Here is a 15,533-nt window from a genome sequence, read left to right as displayed (position 1 = left end):
GAGTGTTACTCTATGATGTAGATTTTCTGCATATTGGCAATACTAAGGATTTCATTCGCCTGACCATGTGCACCTTTTACCGACGTAGAAATATGTAACTCCTGCGCCTTACGATGCAGCAGTACCATCATGCCTAAAGCAGAACTATCGAGGTAAAGCACTCGACTAAAATCTAAAATAATATGGTTAACCTCTGGAAGCGTTAAAATATCTTGATAATCACTGGTGAATTTCTTGTGGTAATAAAAGTCAAAGCGCTCTGGCAATGAAATAACTTTAATATTTGACATTGTGTATCCCTAATTAAAAGAGTTCAATTTCACCACAGGTAATTTGATCCCTTGAAACGGGATTATGAGTCTCCTGACGTCGGCGACTCATTTGTATTGTGATGTCATCCCCCTTAATGCCAAACTCCTGTTGTGACATAGTGGTGACGCGATTGAGCGATTCTTTTAAATGGTTTAGGGACTGATTTGTGTAAATCAGGCTTTGGGAAGTAATATCACTGAACTGCAATCCCCGAATAGTATCCGAGATGGCTTGTTCTAGTTCATGTGCCGATGAATCGATACGTTCAATCACTTGAGAATCCTTCTCTGCTTTAACGATAATCTGCCTTAGTGCAGTATCTATATCCTTTTTGGCATCAATAATATAAGTCATATCTTGAGCGGCGACTTTACTTACGTGTACGGTTAATTGTTCAATCTGAATTTGAATTGATTTAAGCTGTTTTTGTATGCTTTCACTAAAACCTGCGCTACGAGTGGATAAAGCGCGCACTTCATCTGCCACAACGGCAAAGCCTCTACCCGCATCACCCGCCCGCGCCGCTTCAATTGCCGCATTTAAAGCCAGCAAATTAGTCTGGGACGAGATTTGATCTATGTCTTGCAAGGCTTTCATTGCTTGAGGCATAGACTCGTAGATGAGATTCACTTTTTCCAACAATTCCATAGTTGATGCCGACATTTCTATGGTGGATTGAATAAAGCGCTCTAACGTCATTGAGGTATTGTTGGCAAATTGCTTCATTTGATCTGAATGGAATAACTCAGCATCATCAGTGCTCTTAACGAGATCTGAAATAAATCCTGTCTGCTCCGTCATTAACCGCCCTAAACCATCGAATGACTCACCGAGCAAATTGACTGCGTCACCTTGCACCGCTAGCACACTGTCAATATTAGCCTCGCAGCCGTTAAGCGTCGTGATTGACTCTTGGTACAGACTGATATGGGCTTGCCAATCTGCGGCAAGTTGGTTATTGAAGGACTTATCATCATGCTGTTGAACTGACTGCATTTGCTGGTGCTGATAAAATTGCCACAGCAACATAATCAATACAGAAATAACCGGACCAATAGCCCACAATGTTATCAAACTCAGCGCATATCCAACGCCTGCCGCGAGCACCGCAACGACCCCATCCTTGTATGTCATATGGACTTCACAATAATTGTACAGTGATTAAAAAGTAGTTTCATATTGGGTGATTTTCAAACACGAAAGTGAAATTATTCACATTGTTACGTGTCGCAATGCGGAAAATGCAGTTATCGCGATAGAAATCCCCATCATTGAGCGCTAATTCTCAGTAAATTGGCGTAAATTCATGATTTGCTAATAAACTTGCCCTAATGGAACCTGAAACTTAACTGTGCAGTCCTCATACCCTAGGTTACACTGGAAGCGTCATGGATTGGGATGGAATCGCTTATGAGTCAACGTACATTAAACTCCTTATTTAAACCGACTTCCGTTGCCATTATCGGCGCTTCGAATACCGAGAAACGCGCGGGTAATGTGCTGATGAAAAACCTACTATCGAGTGGTTTTTCGGGGCCTATCATGCCAGTCACCCCTAAGTATCGGGCAGTGATGGGCGTGCTCGCCTATCCCAATATTGAAGCCTTACCCATCAAACCCGATTTAGCGGTTATTTGTACCCGCGCTTGCCGTGTGCCCGCCATCGTTGAAACCCTTGCGCAATTTGGCTGTAAGGTGGCCATTATTATGGCAGCGGGAATGGCACAGGAATTTAACGAAGATGGCGTGAGCCTGCTCGACCTTGCCATGCAAAATGCTAAGCGTTACGGGATGCGCATTCTGGGGCCAAATAGCTTAGGAATGCTATTACCCCCATTGGGATTAAATGCCAGCTTAGCCCACGCCAGCGCCCTACCGGGCAAAATAGCCTTTGTGTCTCAATCGGCCGCCATTTGTACAACGGTACTCGATTGGGCCAATAACAAAGGTATTGGCTTTTCCTCCTTTATCTCCCTCGGTGATGCCACCGACATTAACTTTGACGAACTGCTCGATTACCTCGGCCGCGATAGCCGCACCAGCGCCATCATGCTTTATATCGACTCAGTGAATGAGAAGCGCCATTTCCTCTCGGCTGCTCGAGCCGCTTCACGCAATAAACCAATTCTAGTGATTAAATCGGGTCGCAGCGCCGAAGGTGCCCGCGCCGCAAAATTACATACGGGCGGTGTTGGCGGTAACGATGCAGTGTATGAAGCGGCGTTTCGCCGTGCAGGTATGTTGCGGGTTAACGATTTAATTGAACTGTTTGCCGCGGTTGAAAGTTTAGCGCATTCCAATCCGCTGCAAGGTGAGCGCTTAGGGATTATCAGTAATGGTGGCGGTCCTGCCGTATTAGCGGTAGATGAACTCATTATGCGCGGCGGTAAACTGGCGGAGTTATCAGAAGACACAATAGCCAAATTAGAAGCCGTGTTACCTAATACTTGGTCAAGGCAAAACCCCATCGATATCATTGGTGATGCGAACGCATCACGATATGCTAAAGCTTTGACTATCTTGATGGATTCCAATGAACTTGACGCTATTTTGGTCTTGCACTCCCCTTCAGCACTCGGTGAAAGTGTTGAGATAGCTGATGCTTTGGTGAGTGTGATCCACGCGCATCCCAAAAAGAATCGCCTCAATATTTTGACGAACTGGAGCGGTGAAGACTCGGCTTATCAGGCACGAAAACGCTTCACTAAGGGCGGTATATCCACCTACCGTACACCCGAAGGTGCTGTGGGTGCCTTTATGCACATGGTTGAATACCGTCGTAACCAAAAACTGCTGCAAGAAGTGCCGCAATCGATCCCCGACAATATTCCGACAGATAGCCTCACGGCGCGCAAATTACTACAAGCGGCTCAAGCTAAAGGAAAATCGGTACTGGAAACCCATGAGGCCAGCCCTATTTTGCGGGCTTATGGGCTTAACACCATAGACACTTGGTTTGTGAAAGATGCCGATGAAGCGGTGGCCATTGCGAATGAAGCGGGCTATCCCTTAGCGTTAAAAGTGCAATCCCCTAACATCTTGCATAAGTCCGATGTGCACGGAGTGATGCTCAATTTAACCTCGGCTGAAGATATCCGCCACGCCGCGAATGCGATTACCCAGAGGGTGCATCAAGCCAATCCCGAAGCCATTATTGAAGGCATGATAGTGCAGAAAATGGCGTTGACCGCTGGCGCGCAAGAAATCCGCGTGGCCGTGATAAGCGACCCCGTCTTTGGTCCAGCGATTTGTTTGGGTGAAGGCGGTTCTGAATGGGATCCGACTAATGACGCCGCCGTTGCCCTGCCTCCACTGAATATGGCACTGGCGCGGTATATGGTGATCCAAGCGTTAAAGACCCATAAGTTGAAGGACAGGCATTTACCGCTCGGTTTAGACATGAATGCCCTGTGCGTGATGTTAACGCAAATATCCCACATTATTATCGATTGTCCTGAAATCGCCTCGTTAGATTTAAACCCAGTACTGGCCGCGGGTGAAAACATCACTCTGCTCGATGTGAATATCCGTTTGCATGATGCCAATGCCGACAGTTCATCGCGGATGGCCATCATGCCCTATCCGAAGGAATTAGAAGAATTCGCCGAGCTAAAAAATGGCCTTAAGGTAATGCTAAGGCCGATTTTGCCCGAAGATGAACCTAAACATTTGGCCTTCGATAATTCGCTCTCCGATGAAGACAGATACAAACGTTATTTTGGGGTGCGATCGAAAATGACCCATGAAGAAATGGCGGTATTAACTCAAATCGATTACGCCCGTGAGATGGCCTTTATCGCCACGGCTAAGGGACCCGATGGCGATGACATCACTTTAGGTGCCGTGCGTGCATCTATTGACCCTGATAATACCGAGGCCGAGTTTGCCATGGCGGTGCGTGGCGATCATCAAGGTATAGGGTTAGGCAAATTGTTACTCGAAAAATTGATCAAATATTATCAGGCCAACGACACGCCCGTGCTCACCGGCTTTACCATGTTTGAGAATCGCAATATGGCCAGTCTTGCCAAGAGTCTCGGTTTTAAAGTGACCTTCGATATGGAGGAGCATTTGATCAAAATGCACATGGATTTAAAACCGCCCAGTGATCAATAGCACCTATCCAGACGAACAAAAACGCCGCAAATCATTGCGGCATTTTGTTATCCTAAGTAAATGATTATTTAACGAAATAGCGACCGAGCTAATACTTAACGCCTTGAAACATCGACACTCGCATCACATACTCAGCCTCTAACACAGTTACGGCCTTCGGACTTAGCTTGGTACAGTGCTTTATCGGCGCGACTAAACAGCGTTTCAGCATCATCCCCCTGTTGCAATGAGGCCATCCCAATCGAGACAGTAATCGCGCCAAGGGAAAGCTTTTTGTCTTTCCCTACCGTTAAGCGTCGCTCAGAAATACGTTCACGCAGATTTTCAGCCACTTGCAATGCGTCGTGAAAATGGGTGTTAGGTAGCACCACCACAAATTCTTCACCGCCATAACGCGCAACAAAGTCATCCCCACGCACACATTGCTTTAAGGCTAATGCGACATAGGCCAATACTTTATCACCCGTTAAATGACCATAGGTGTCGTTAAAGGCTTTAAAATTATCGATATCAATCAGTAAGAGACTACAGCGGGTCTGGTGATCTTGTGAACGGTAGATTTGATCCTGAATACTCAATTCATAGGCGCGGCGATTATGCAGAGACGTTAATTGGTCTGTCATAGCCGCGAGGCTAAGATTTTCCATTTCAGATTTAAGATTTTGCACTTCTTGACCCATGGTACACAGACTTTGCTCCATCTCACGGTTGTTGATAAGTAGCATCTGCATCTCATCGACCACACCATCAACCAGCTCGTTCAAGGTATTGATATCGGGATTAGTCTGTAATCGCAAACCAAACTCGGCTAATGAGCCAGAAAATGCCGCGGTTCCTTGACTCAACTGGCTGATTTTATTCAACAGGCTATTGATCAAGATTTGTGTTTCAATCTGAACATTTTCAATCACTTCTGGTGACTGTTCTTGGAGAAAGGTTTTATAAAGACTGGTATTAACTTCCTTGGTAAAAGAGACAGAATTCGCCAAAAAACCATCAATCGCGCGATTTAAATCGAGATTTGTGCCTGCAAAATATTCATACCAAACAGTGTAATTTTCAGGAGTAACAGGAATATCGAGGGCAGACATTTGCGGCACGGCCAAACGCAAAATTTGCGCGGCAGAATCAAGTTCTTTATTTTCTGCAGTAGAAGACATAAATCGCAAACCATAGATTTGTTATGTTTTTGTATACATCAAGTTAACTCAACTGATTAGATTTGGATATGGGAGAAATCAATTATTATGACAGGGAGCAAAAGAAAAGAGGATGTTGCCATCCTCTTCCTCATCACGGTATCGAACCAACTAGAACGAGCTAAACCTCGCGACAATTAAGTCCACAACTAACCGCGGCAGCGAGCAAAGATATCTAATTCAGGCTGATATACCTCAGTTTTGATATTCATTAGTCCCAATAGACTATCGAATAAATTGTCATGGGAGAAACCACCTTTCGCCGCATGCTCAGCCAAACAGTCCATATCCAATTGATTATCTTGGCTAAAATCTTTTGATACCCAAGCAAGCATAGGAATGCTCGTCTGCTCAATCGGTGCGATACTGTAAGGCGCACCATGTAAATACATGCCTTTTTCGCCTAAAGACTCGCCGTGATCGCTCAAATACAACATGGCTGGATCAAATTTATCTTGTTGGTTTTCTAACTTTTTAACCACTTCGCTAATAATATAGTCAGTGTACAAAATACTATTGTCATAGGTATTCATCAGCTCATCTTCACTGCAGTTTTGTATATCACTGCGCTGACAATCCGGTGTGAACTTACGGTGTTCTGCTGGATAACGTAAAAAATAAGTTGGGCCATGACTACCAATGACATGCAATACAATCACAGTATCTTTGCGTTCTGCGTTGGCTAAGGCTTCATCTAATTTGTTCAGTAACACTTGGTCGAAACAATATTGGCCAGTGCACAACTTAGGATCACTGTTCAAATCAATGGTTATGTTTTCAACTTGGTCACACACCCCTTTACAGCCAGAATCATTGTCAAACCACTGTACTTTAATACCGCCATGATCCAACACATCAACGGCGGTGTCTTGAGCATAGGCACGGCGTGAATCGTAATCTTCCCGTCCCATGCGAGAAAACATGCAAGGCAAAGATACCGCGGTTGCCGTGCCACATGAATGGGTATCTTTAAAGACTATTAATCCTTGGTCTTGAGTGTGGGCGTTGGTTGGCTTGTCGTAGCCATAATACTGATAACTCATTGAACGCGCGGTTTCCCCCACGACTAGGACTAATAAATTCGGTTTTCCATTTGAGTTGGCACTGACATTTTTTGCATCGAGGCCAAGTTGCTGATATTCCATTGGCGTTTGCAAGTACTGCACATTGATGTACTTAGACACCGCACCGATAAAATACGTCGGCACGATATAACGTTTTAGCTCGTCGTTGTTACGGCCAAAGGCCGCGTAATCTTGAAAATAGAAGAAAGCAATAATGCCCAGTCCTGCCAACATCGCTAGCATAAAAAGCACTTTATGCAGTAATTCTTTTAGGAAAGGTTTGTACTGAATATCCGCTTTATAGATAAGGTACGCGGGTAAAATCCCAGTCAGTAACATATTCATTATCGAAGCGAAATTCACATACATGAACGCTTCGGCATGATTGGTTTGAAAAGTGTTTTCTATCATGCCGTAATCGAAGACGACATTGTATTGGTAGGCAGCGAAGAACACACTCGATGATAACAAGGTGAGTAAGATGAAAAACGGTTTAACGAGATACTTCACCGTAAATAAGGAAAATACAAAACTGAGTGCAAAGGTTAAAAACAACGGCACTGTAGCGATGAAGATAGGATCGACATCAGGTTGTTTTTCAATGCCTTTCTTAATGATGCCAAACAATGGGATATTGAAAATACAGACGTAAAATAACGCTGTGATAAAAGTGAATCGATTCACCGATAGAGTCTTAAATCTTGCTAACACTGATAGCTCTCACTCAAATTAGTTGTTTGTCGAGAATAACTTAGTATTCTTAAGGTAGTCTTAGCCTTTGACAGTGAAATTTTTTCGCAATAGTAGCAAGCTCTTGGCAATGGCTCAAATTATCTGTGGGTATTGTTAACATTAAATAATAAACTTAAAAAAACGGCCGAACCTCAATAAGTTCGACCGTTTTCTGCTCCCCAACCTATTAGGGTCTTGCTCGGTTTTACCAGTGAAGAGTTAACAATTCATGCTAACCCAGCGGTAATTATCTTAATTGCTGTAATAAGTAGGCAAACGCCATTGAATTAAGTTCCGCGGCTTGATTATTATCTGCAGCGCCGGCGTGGCCACCTTCAATATTTTCGTAATACAAAACATCAATTCCCATGTCTTTCATCTTAGCAACCATCTTACGGGCGTGACCAGGGTGAACCCTATCATCACGGGTCGATGTGGTGAAAAAGACCTTTGGATAATGCACGTCTTTATGCAGATTATGGTAAGGAGAGTACGTTTTAATGTAAGCCCATTCCTCAGGAATATCCGGATTACCGTATTCGCCCATCCAGCTGGCACCGGCGAGTAACTTATTGAATCTAAACATATCAAGCAGAGGTACTTGGCACACAACAGCGTTGTACAGATCCGGTCTGCGGGTAAATGCCGCCCCCATTAACAGGCCACCGTTGCTGCCACCTTGGATGCCTAAATGTTTACTTGACGTGATTTTACGGGCAATCAAATCTTCCGCTATTGCCTCGAAATCCTCATAGGCTTTATGTCGATTTTGCTTTAACGCAGCTTGATGCCAAGCTGGGCCATATTCGCCACCGCCACGAATGTTAGATAACACATATACGCCGCCTTGCTCTAACCAGTTCTTACCAATGGTGGCCGAATAGGATGGACGCAGTGAGACTTCAAACCCACCATAGCCATAAAGTAGCGTAGGATTAGTGCCATCTAACTTAAGATCCTTAGCCATCACCACAAAGTACGGTACTTTAGTGCCATCTTTAGACGTCGCAAAGTATTGCTCAGTTTTAAACTTATCCGCAGCAAACTGTTGCGGCATACCTTTAATTTTCTTCGGATTTAAGGTTTTTGCATTAACCGTATAGAGGCTTGAAGGCTCAAGAAAACTGGTGTAATTCACAAAAAAATCATCACTGTCTTGCTCAACGTCCATTACCGTCAAGGCGCCATTCGCTTCGAATGGGACTTGGGTGCTTTGCCAAGCGCCCTTTTCGTCTTGCTCATACCGTACTAATTTGCTTTTCACGTTATCGAGCCAATTCACGAAAATCGCACTTTTACTAAAACTCAGCTGCGCTATCGATGCGGTCTGAGTCGGGCTCACAAATAAACTGAATTTGGCTTTTTGGGCGATAAGATCCGCCACATCAGCATACACGACCGCGCCTTGCTTAAAGTTACCGTCTTTGTTGGTTAAATCGCTCTTTAACTCAATAAATAACTTACCTTTAAAATAACCTTTAATCTCAGCATCTTGAGGTAATGGCAACCCAATGAGTTTGCCATCTTGATAGACATATTGGCTGGCGGTATAAAAAGTATGTGCCTCGGTGACTAAACTCAGCGGCGTTTTATCATCGAATAAAACCCAGCCTGATACTGCGACTGAGGTTTTGTCACCAGTGAAAATCGGTTTCGCTTGCTCGAGTGCTGTACCACGTTGCCAGAGTTTCACTTCCCGTGGATAACCTGAGTCAGTCATGCTTTGACCATCACCAAAATCAGTACCGACAAAGGCGTGGTCTTTATCTATCCAGCTCAGACTTGATTTGGCTTCTTTCAAAAAGAATGGCTTATCTTTGGTGGCAACAAAGGATTTAGTATTTAAATTAAATTCTCGCACTTCCACCGCATCGGCACCGCCGCGGGAAAGTGAGACAAAACAGCGCTCATTTTCGGGATACTGACAGCTAATATCCTTAAATACCCAATTGACGGATTCAGCTTTACCTAGGGCATCGATATCGAGCACGGTTTCCCATTTGGGATCGGGTTTAGCATATTCTTCCATGGTAGTGCGGCGGTAAATACCGCGCACATGGGTGTCATCCTTCCAAAAGTTGTATAACTTGTCGCCAATGTGGGTCGCGTAGGGAATGCGTTCTTTATCGTTCAGGATGGCGAGACTGTTCGCCACTAAGGTATCAAAACCTTTAAACGCTTTAATTTCGGCGGCAGATGCAGCATTTTGGGTTTTCACCCATTCCATAGGCTTAGCGCCTTCAACATCTTCTAACCAAATGTATTTATCTTCTTCTGCGTGAAGTTGACCGCTCATACCGAGCACTCCTGCAATGCACAAAGGCAGTAATTTATTATTCATTCTATTCCTTTTAAACAAAGTCCATCTTGAGATCTGCCCTTACATTACCTTAATTAATATCCAGTTCAACTATTAATCCAACAAGAATGTAACAAAAGGTAAGATACTGTAATAGCTGATGATTAATCTAGAATGAATCGCGTTTTTAAAGATGTCATGCTATAAAAAAGCGTCCACGAGGGACGCTTTTTAGTGGATGAAATAGGGTAAATTAAAACTCGTTATTCATGCGAGACAACAAATTGAGCAGCACGATACGTTCTTCACTGCTCATTTTAGCGGTGAGATCTGTGGTGAGTTGTAGATGTAATGCATCATGTTCAAGGAACAAAGTTTGGCCCTTTTCGGTTAACTCCACCAGAATCGAACGACGATCGGTTTCATGGGGACGACGTACAACCCACTCAGCTTCTACCATTTTGTCGATTTGGACCGTTAGTGTGCCTGTTGTGACACCAATTTTATCCGCCAGTTCTTTCATCCTCATAGCGCCGTGCACGCCGAGTAACTCAATGGTGTGCACCTGCGATAGGCTAAAACCTTTGTCACGCACAATGGCGTGTTCCCAAGACGACAGCTTTTCATAAAATTCAATAATCACATGATTTAATGCATGATCTGTTGAATGTGCGGCCGTTGAATGAGCAGTCGTTAAATTCAGGTTTGATGAATGATGATGTTTAACAGTCATTTAGGCTTCCTTAACCATACACTCGCGCTGACGGCAAGTATGGAGTTCAATAGTGATATGAGCCAATTCAGGAAATTGTGACAGTAACTGATTAAAATAACTGACATCTTTCGGTGAATGGGACACGATAGACACCATAATAGCATGGTGATCGGCACTCACTCGCCAAAGGTGTAAATCGGCCACTTGATGATCCGGTACGGCCTCAAGGGTTTCCACGACCTTACGCTGCAATGACGCTTTAACACCACCGTCAAGTAAGATAGGACTCGTTTGCTGAATGAGTCCCCATGACCAACGGCTAATAATCACAGCACCCACTATACCCATAACCGGATCGAGCCAAGTCAGTCCCATGTATTTACCAAACAACAAGGCCGCAATGGCGAGCACTGACGTTAACGCATCGGCTAATACGTGAAAATAGGCGGCGCGTAGGTTGTGATCATGACCACCGTGTGCCTTCTGACTTTCATGCTCATGCTCATGCTCATGCTCATGCTCATGCTCAGCAGCATGGTGCTCCTGTTTATGATGGCAATGGCTATGATCTTGATGACTTTCATCGTGTACATGTGAGTCATCATGTGTATGTGGACCCGCACCATGTGAATGAGCCGTATGGACGTGATCGTCATGAGAGGAGTGTGCTTCGCAGCTGTGATGAGCATGCTCGTCTTCATGATCATCTTGATGTCCATGATCGTGACTATGACCATGAGTGTGCCCATGGTCGTGGGTATGGTGATCTTTGAGTAAAAATACACTCAGCACATTAACGCTCAAACCTATGACAGCCACAAATATGGCTTCGTTAAAATGGATTTGCTCAGGATTAATCAGTCGCATTCCCGATTCAATCAACATCACCAGTGCCACAAGTCCTAGCGCTATTGCGCTGGTATAACCGCCAAGCACACTCACTTTGCCAGTACCGAAAGCAAATGCAGGATCGTTAGCGTGTTTACGGGCATACGAATAGGCGAATAAAGTGATCATAAAGGCCGCGGCATGGGTTCCCATGTGCCAACCGTCGGCGAGCAGTGCCATAGAACCGTAGATGGTTCCGGCAGCAATTTCAGCCACCATAGTGATCACGGTTAAATACAGTACATAGCGAGTGTTCTTCTCGCCATCGCGGTTCTGACTCGAAAACTCATGGGCGTGCTGCCACTGGGTGAGTGAGTGCCCTTGGCTGCTTCCCGTAGTAGCTTGATGCCCTGTCGCTTGCTCGGCTGTCATTGATTTCATTGTATGGCCCCTGTTCCATTTCTATCGCTATTAATGGTGAAAAACTCGTCGCTTGAATTATAGTTTGAAAATCAAAATATATGAAGATCAAATTAACTATTTATCAAGATATACTGTTTTCAAACTTTTAAACGTGTATTTGAATCCCCATAATGCATCTGCCCTCCTGCCATCAGTCGAGACACTGATATGTGAATTAAGATAGGCAGCTAGACTAGGCAAAGGATATCAGGCAAGGTTTAATGGATTAGCGCTTGATTTATGAGTAAAAACAGCTCACATAGCTGAGTTAGATTGGCTTTATTATAGCCTTATGCAGTTATAGACAGACACAGCTGTGGCTTTTCAGTGCAAGTTGAAATCCAAGTTTTAAGGTTTTTATCTAGGCTATTTCGTATATTTTTCGCATGATATGAGTCATAAAACAGCCACAGCAAAGAATTGAAATAGCTGCGAACTTAACAAAATAAGTCATTGGAAAGTGTAATCAACCCTTATTATTCAGATTGATAAAGATTATTTGAATAAAAAATCGATTTTTTATTGAATAATTTAACCCTTTTTTACCTCTGCTGCGTTTATAGGGAGCAGAACACAGACAAATTTATCGACATCAATTCAGTTCGATTAGGAGAAATAAAATGAAATTGAAGACCTTATTTAGCGTTAGCGCTGTTCCCCTTGCATTTGCACTATTGTCATTCAATGCCGTGGCGGTGAGCCCACCACATCCAACAGGGTTAAATGCGCCTATGATCAGTATTCAACGTTTCGATCCAAAAGATTACAGCGCGCAGGAAGCCACTAAGATGTTCCCTGCTCCGGCAGCAGGTATGGTGCAGCACATTTTGAGTTTACCTAAATTAGAAAACGAAGATGACTACATGGTCGAAATCCAAATTGGTCAGACTCAAATGGTTGATTGCAATAAGCATGGATTAAACGGGGAGTTGAAGGAACTGACAGTACAAGGTTGGGGTTATAACTACTATCAAGTGGATGAAATCGCTGAAGGCCCAAGCACTATGATGGCCTGTTTCGAATTGGCGAAGAAAGAAGCTTTTGTACGTATTCCAGCTGAGCTAAAAATGCGCTACGACAGTCGCTTGCCTAAGGTGTTTTATCTACCAGAAGGCGCTGAACTGCGTTTCAGAACTTGGAAAGTAGATTCAACCTATCAATATTCCAAGTAAATAGCCGAATTTAACTCTTGCGTCATCAATCAAATGCGCTTCGAGTCTTTGCTGATTGATAAAAGCAAAGACTCGAAGCGCATTAACTAGAATCGTTTAATTCTAACGACTTGCATAATTTCTATTTCAAAACCTGCCACAGTTTCTGTCTCTGGGTAATAGATGACATTGATCTTTTGTCCTTGCAGATTACGATACTTTTTGACCCGTCTAAATTTAAACGGCACGTCACAATCTTCAATCATAACAGTATGTTGTATCCACTCCGCTTTTTCCCTTTGCATATGCGAAACCACAGTCACACCTTCAGAGTGAACCAAATGTTCATGGGTGGCTAACATCTTTTTTACGGCCTTATTCATGTTCAACTCTTTTATCATCTAGTTGCGACAACAGTGACTCAACTTTCTGTTTAATTTCAGCATATCTCAATTTTTCACAGCGGCCGAAGCCACTTAACTTACGCACTTGAAAACGACTCACCAAAGGAACCGACATGCCAGCGAGGCAACGACAATAGGTATCGAGTGACAAAATCTCAATGCCTTTAGCCGTTAAATGATGTTTCAACTCACGCAAATCAGCCAATATCTGCTGATCTGTCGGCCAAGTTGGTTCCGTCGAATAGCGCAACTTAGCAAGATTGCCGCGGCAAACACTGCAATGACCGCAGACCGCTGGCGTCTCATTATCATTAAAATAACGGGATAAATTGTGGCTTAAGCACGTCTCAAGTTCAAAAAAGCGGACTAACTGCGCGATTCGCGCAATTTCTTTCTGCTCTTTATCGATAAAATAATGGTACAGCTCATCGATGAGTTCCGGACGCGCTAATGCGGCAACATCCACCCGATACACATCAGTAATTCGTTTAGTTTCTAATTCAATGAAATGATGTTCAGCTAAATATTCCAGCGCGGCTAACACGCGGCTGCGCTCATGACCCGTCGCACTGTACAAGGCATCAAAATCTAACGCGCCCCATATTTTCTTCATCTGCGTATGATTAAAAATCTGTGTCAAAAACGCCTGCCGCTCTGGATTAAATCGGCTCAGAATAGCGTGTTTGTCGACCAAAAACTTGTAATTAACATCGGCGTAATAAGCAAATAACGGCTTAACCACACCTAGAATTTCTAACTGCACAAGTAACGTTCTTAACGGCAACTGGCGAATATTACTCGCAGTCGACACGCCATTAAGCTGACATTCCCACTGAGCAGAATCTTGTTCAAGTCGAATAGCTTCAATGACTTGCGCTATACCTTCTCGCTCAGGCGTATCGCCATACACAAAATTTTCAACGGTATTGAGTCCATCAAGATTGGCTAAAGTCACACAATGGGATAACGCACCATCACGCCCTGCTCTGCCGATTTCTTGACTGTAGTTTTCAATGGATTTAGGCAAATCATAGTGGATCACAAAACGGATATTGCTCTTATCGATTCCCATACCAAAGGCGATGGTAGCAACAACCACTTGCAGCTTATCCTGCATAAAATCATTTTGAATTTGTTGACGTTTTTCATCTTCAAATCCAGCATGATAGGCACTGGCGACTATGCCTTGTTGGCTCAAGAGTCGTGCGACTGTTTCGGCGGTTTGCTGTAACGTCACATACACAATACCAGCACCTGAGAATGATGTTATCTGGTTAACCAGTAAGGCATTTTTCTCTTGCGTCGACACGGGCAGAACAGTCAAATCTAAATTGGGTCGATAAAATCCCGTTTGTACTATGTGTTCGGGCGCGATATCGAAGCGCTTGGCCATATCCAGTTTCACTTTACGTGTCGCTGTGGCCGTCAGTAACAGTACCCGCGGGATCTCAAGCTCGCGCCGATAATCGGGTAATTTAAGATAATCAGGCCGAAAATTGTGGCCCCATTCTGAAATACAATGCGCCTCATCTACGACCAACATAGACAGCGGAACCGATTGAATAAACTGCCTAAAGCGTTCATTTTTGAAACGCTCCACCGACACCATTAAAACTTTCAGTTTGCCAGAGCGCGCATCTGTCATCACTTGCTGACTCTGCTCAGCGCTTAAGGTTGAATCTATGCTGGCCGCATGAATTCCCTTAGATTGTAAAAATTCCAGCTGATCTTTCATCAAGGCGAGTAAAGGCGAAATCACTAAACTCAAATGGGGTAACTGCAATGCTGTAAATTGATAACAAAGGGATTTACCAGAACCCGTCGGGAAAATCGCTAAACTCGACTTCCCTGCTAAAAGTTGTGTTATCGTTTGTGCTTGGCCTGGGCGAAATTCAGAAAACCCGAAATCCTGCTGCAATAAACTAACGTATGGATTGGTTTCCGGAATGGGATTTAACATCAACCGTCCTTTACACTTATCCTTACCACCCACAAAATTCGGGCATACCGCAAGAAAAAGATTCAGCATTAAGTGAGTCGACTAGTCTAGCAAATTTTGACGTACTTTACGGAGTTAATTAGCAACAACTGAGTTTTCAAGCCAACTTAACTGCTTATCAGGAGCGTAATTATAGGTGCAGATTTCATTGCAACACGATGATTAATATATAATTAATTTAATTTTTTAGTCAGCAATTAAATATGAAAATAAAACCGATTTGTAAAAATTCGTTCCGATATCTCCTATAAA

Annotated in this window: 11 protein-coding genes; 2 read left to right on the top strand and 9 right to left on the bottom strand. The window is 43.7% G+C overall.

What is annotated here, in order from left to right:
- Positions 1–5: 5 nt before the first annotated feature.
- Both L5M29_RS08825 and L5M29_RS08820 read right to left on the bottom strand, forming a co-directional pair.
- On the bottom strand, positions 6–290 hold the full coding sequence (locus L5M29_RS08825; protein ID WP_028759900.1) for an STAS domain-containing protein: 285 nt from the start codon (positions 288–290) through the stop codon (positions 6–8).
- Between the two features lie 13 nt (positions 291–303).
- Positions 304–1,446 carry a methyl-accepting chemotaxis protein gene (locus L5M29_RS08820; RefSeq protein WP_263167375.1) on the bottom strand — a complete coding sequence of 381 codons (1,143 nt, stop codon included), beginning with the start codon at positions 1,444–1,446 and terminating at the stop codon, positions 304–306.
- Positions 1,447–1,722: 276 nt separating this feature from the next.
- On the opposite strand from L5M29_RS08820, the gene L5M29_RS08815 reads away from it, so the two are divergent.
- Positions 1,723–4,428 carry an acetate--CoA ligase family protein gene (locus L5M29_RS08815; protein WP_105252534.1) on the top strand — a complete coding sequence of 902 codons (2,706 nt, stop codon included), beginning with the start codon at positions 1,723–1,725 and terminating at the stop codon, positions 4,426–4,428.
- Positions 4,429–4,559: 131 nt separating this feature from the next.
- Here L5M29_RS08815 and L5M29_RS08810 read toward each other — a convergent pair whose 3' ends face one another.
- The 5 genes from L5M29_RS08810 to L5M29_RS08790 form a co-directional block, all read right to left on the bottom strand.
- A complete protein-coding gene (locus L5M29_RS08810; protein ID WP_263167374.1) occupies positions 4,560–5,588 on the bottom strand; it encodes a GGDEF domain-containing protein in 1,029 nt (342 codons plus the stop codon).
- A 188-nt stretch (positions 5,589–5,776) separates the two neighbouring features.
- On the bottom strand, positions 5,777–7,402 hold the full coding sequence (locus tag L5M29_RS08805; RefSeq protein WP_173496895.1) for a phosphoethanolamine transferase: 1,626 nt from the start codon (positions 7,400–7,402) through the stop codon (positions 5,777–5,779).
- 268 nt (positions 7,403–7,670) lie between these two features.
- The gene (locus tag L5M29_RS08800; RefSeq protein ID WP_028759895.1) at positions 7,671–9,764 is read right to left on the bottom strand and encodes a prolyl oligopeptidase family serine peptidase; all 2,094 of its coding nucleotides are present in this window, start codon (positions 9,762–9,764) and stop codon (positions 7,671–7,673) included.
- A gap of 211 nt (positions 9,765–9,975) precedes the next feature.
- On the bottom strand, positions 9,976–10,455 hold the full coding sequence (locus tag L5M29_RS08795; protein WP_263167369.1) for a MarR family winged helix-turn-helix transcriptional regulator: 480 nt from the start codon (positions 10,453–10,455) through the stop codon (positions 9,976–9,978).
- Entirely contained in the window at positions 10,456–11,706 is a 1,251-nt protein-coding gene (locus L5M29_RS08790; protein ID WP_263167367.1) for a cation diffusion facilitator family transporter, read from the bottom strand. It abuts the gene before it with no gap.
- A gap of 641 nt (positions 11,707–12,347) precedes the next feature.
- Here L5M29_RS08790 and eco point away from each other — a divergent pair.
- Positions 12,348–12,899, top strand: coding sequence for a serine protease inhibitor ecotin (gene eco / locus L5M29_RS08785; protein WP_263161281.1), 552 nt, complete (start codon positions 12,348–12,350; stop codon positions 12,897–12,899).
- Positions 12,900–12,985: 86 nt separating this feature from the next.
- Here eco and L5M29_RS08780 read toward each other — a convergent pair whose 3' ends face one another.
- Both L5M29_RS08780 and L5M29_RS08775 read right to left on the bottom strand, forming a co-directional pair.
- Positions 12,986–13,261 carry a hypothetical protein gene (locus L5M29_RS08780; protein WP_028759892.1) on the bottom strand — a complete coding sequence of 92 codons (276 nt, stop codon included), beginning with the start codon at positions 13,259–13,261 and terminating at the stop codon, positions 12,986–12,988.
- On the bottom strand, positions 13,254–15,242 hold the full coding sequence (locus L5M29_RS08775) for an ATP-dependent DNA helicase RecQ (protein ID WP_263167366.1): 1,989 nt from the start codon (positions 15,240–15,242) through the stop codon (positions 13,254–13,256). The genes L5M29_RS08780 and L5M29_RS08775 overlap by 8 nt, the downstream gene beginning before the upstream one ends.
- Positions 15,243–15,533: the final 291 nt, after the last annotated feature.

It is taken from the genome of Shewanella sp. SM95 (assembly GCF_025653595.1).
Classification (GTDB): Bacteria; Pseudomonadota; Gammaproteobacteria; order Enterobacterales; family Shewanellaceae; genus Shewanella; species Shewanella oncorhynchi.
Note: the sequence above shows the minus strand (reverse complement) of the source record. Positions and strands in the feature narration are given on the sequence as shown.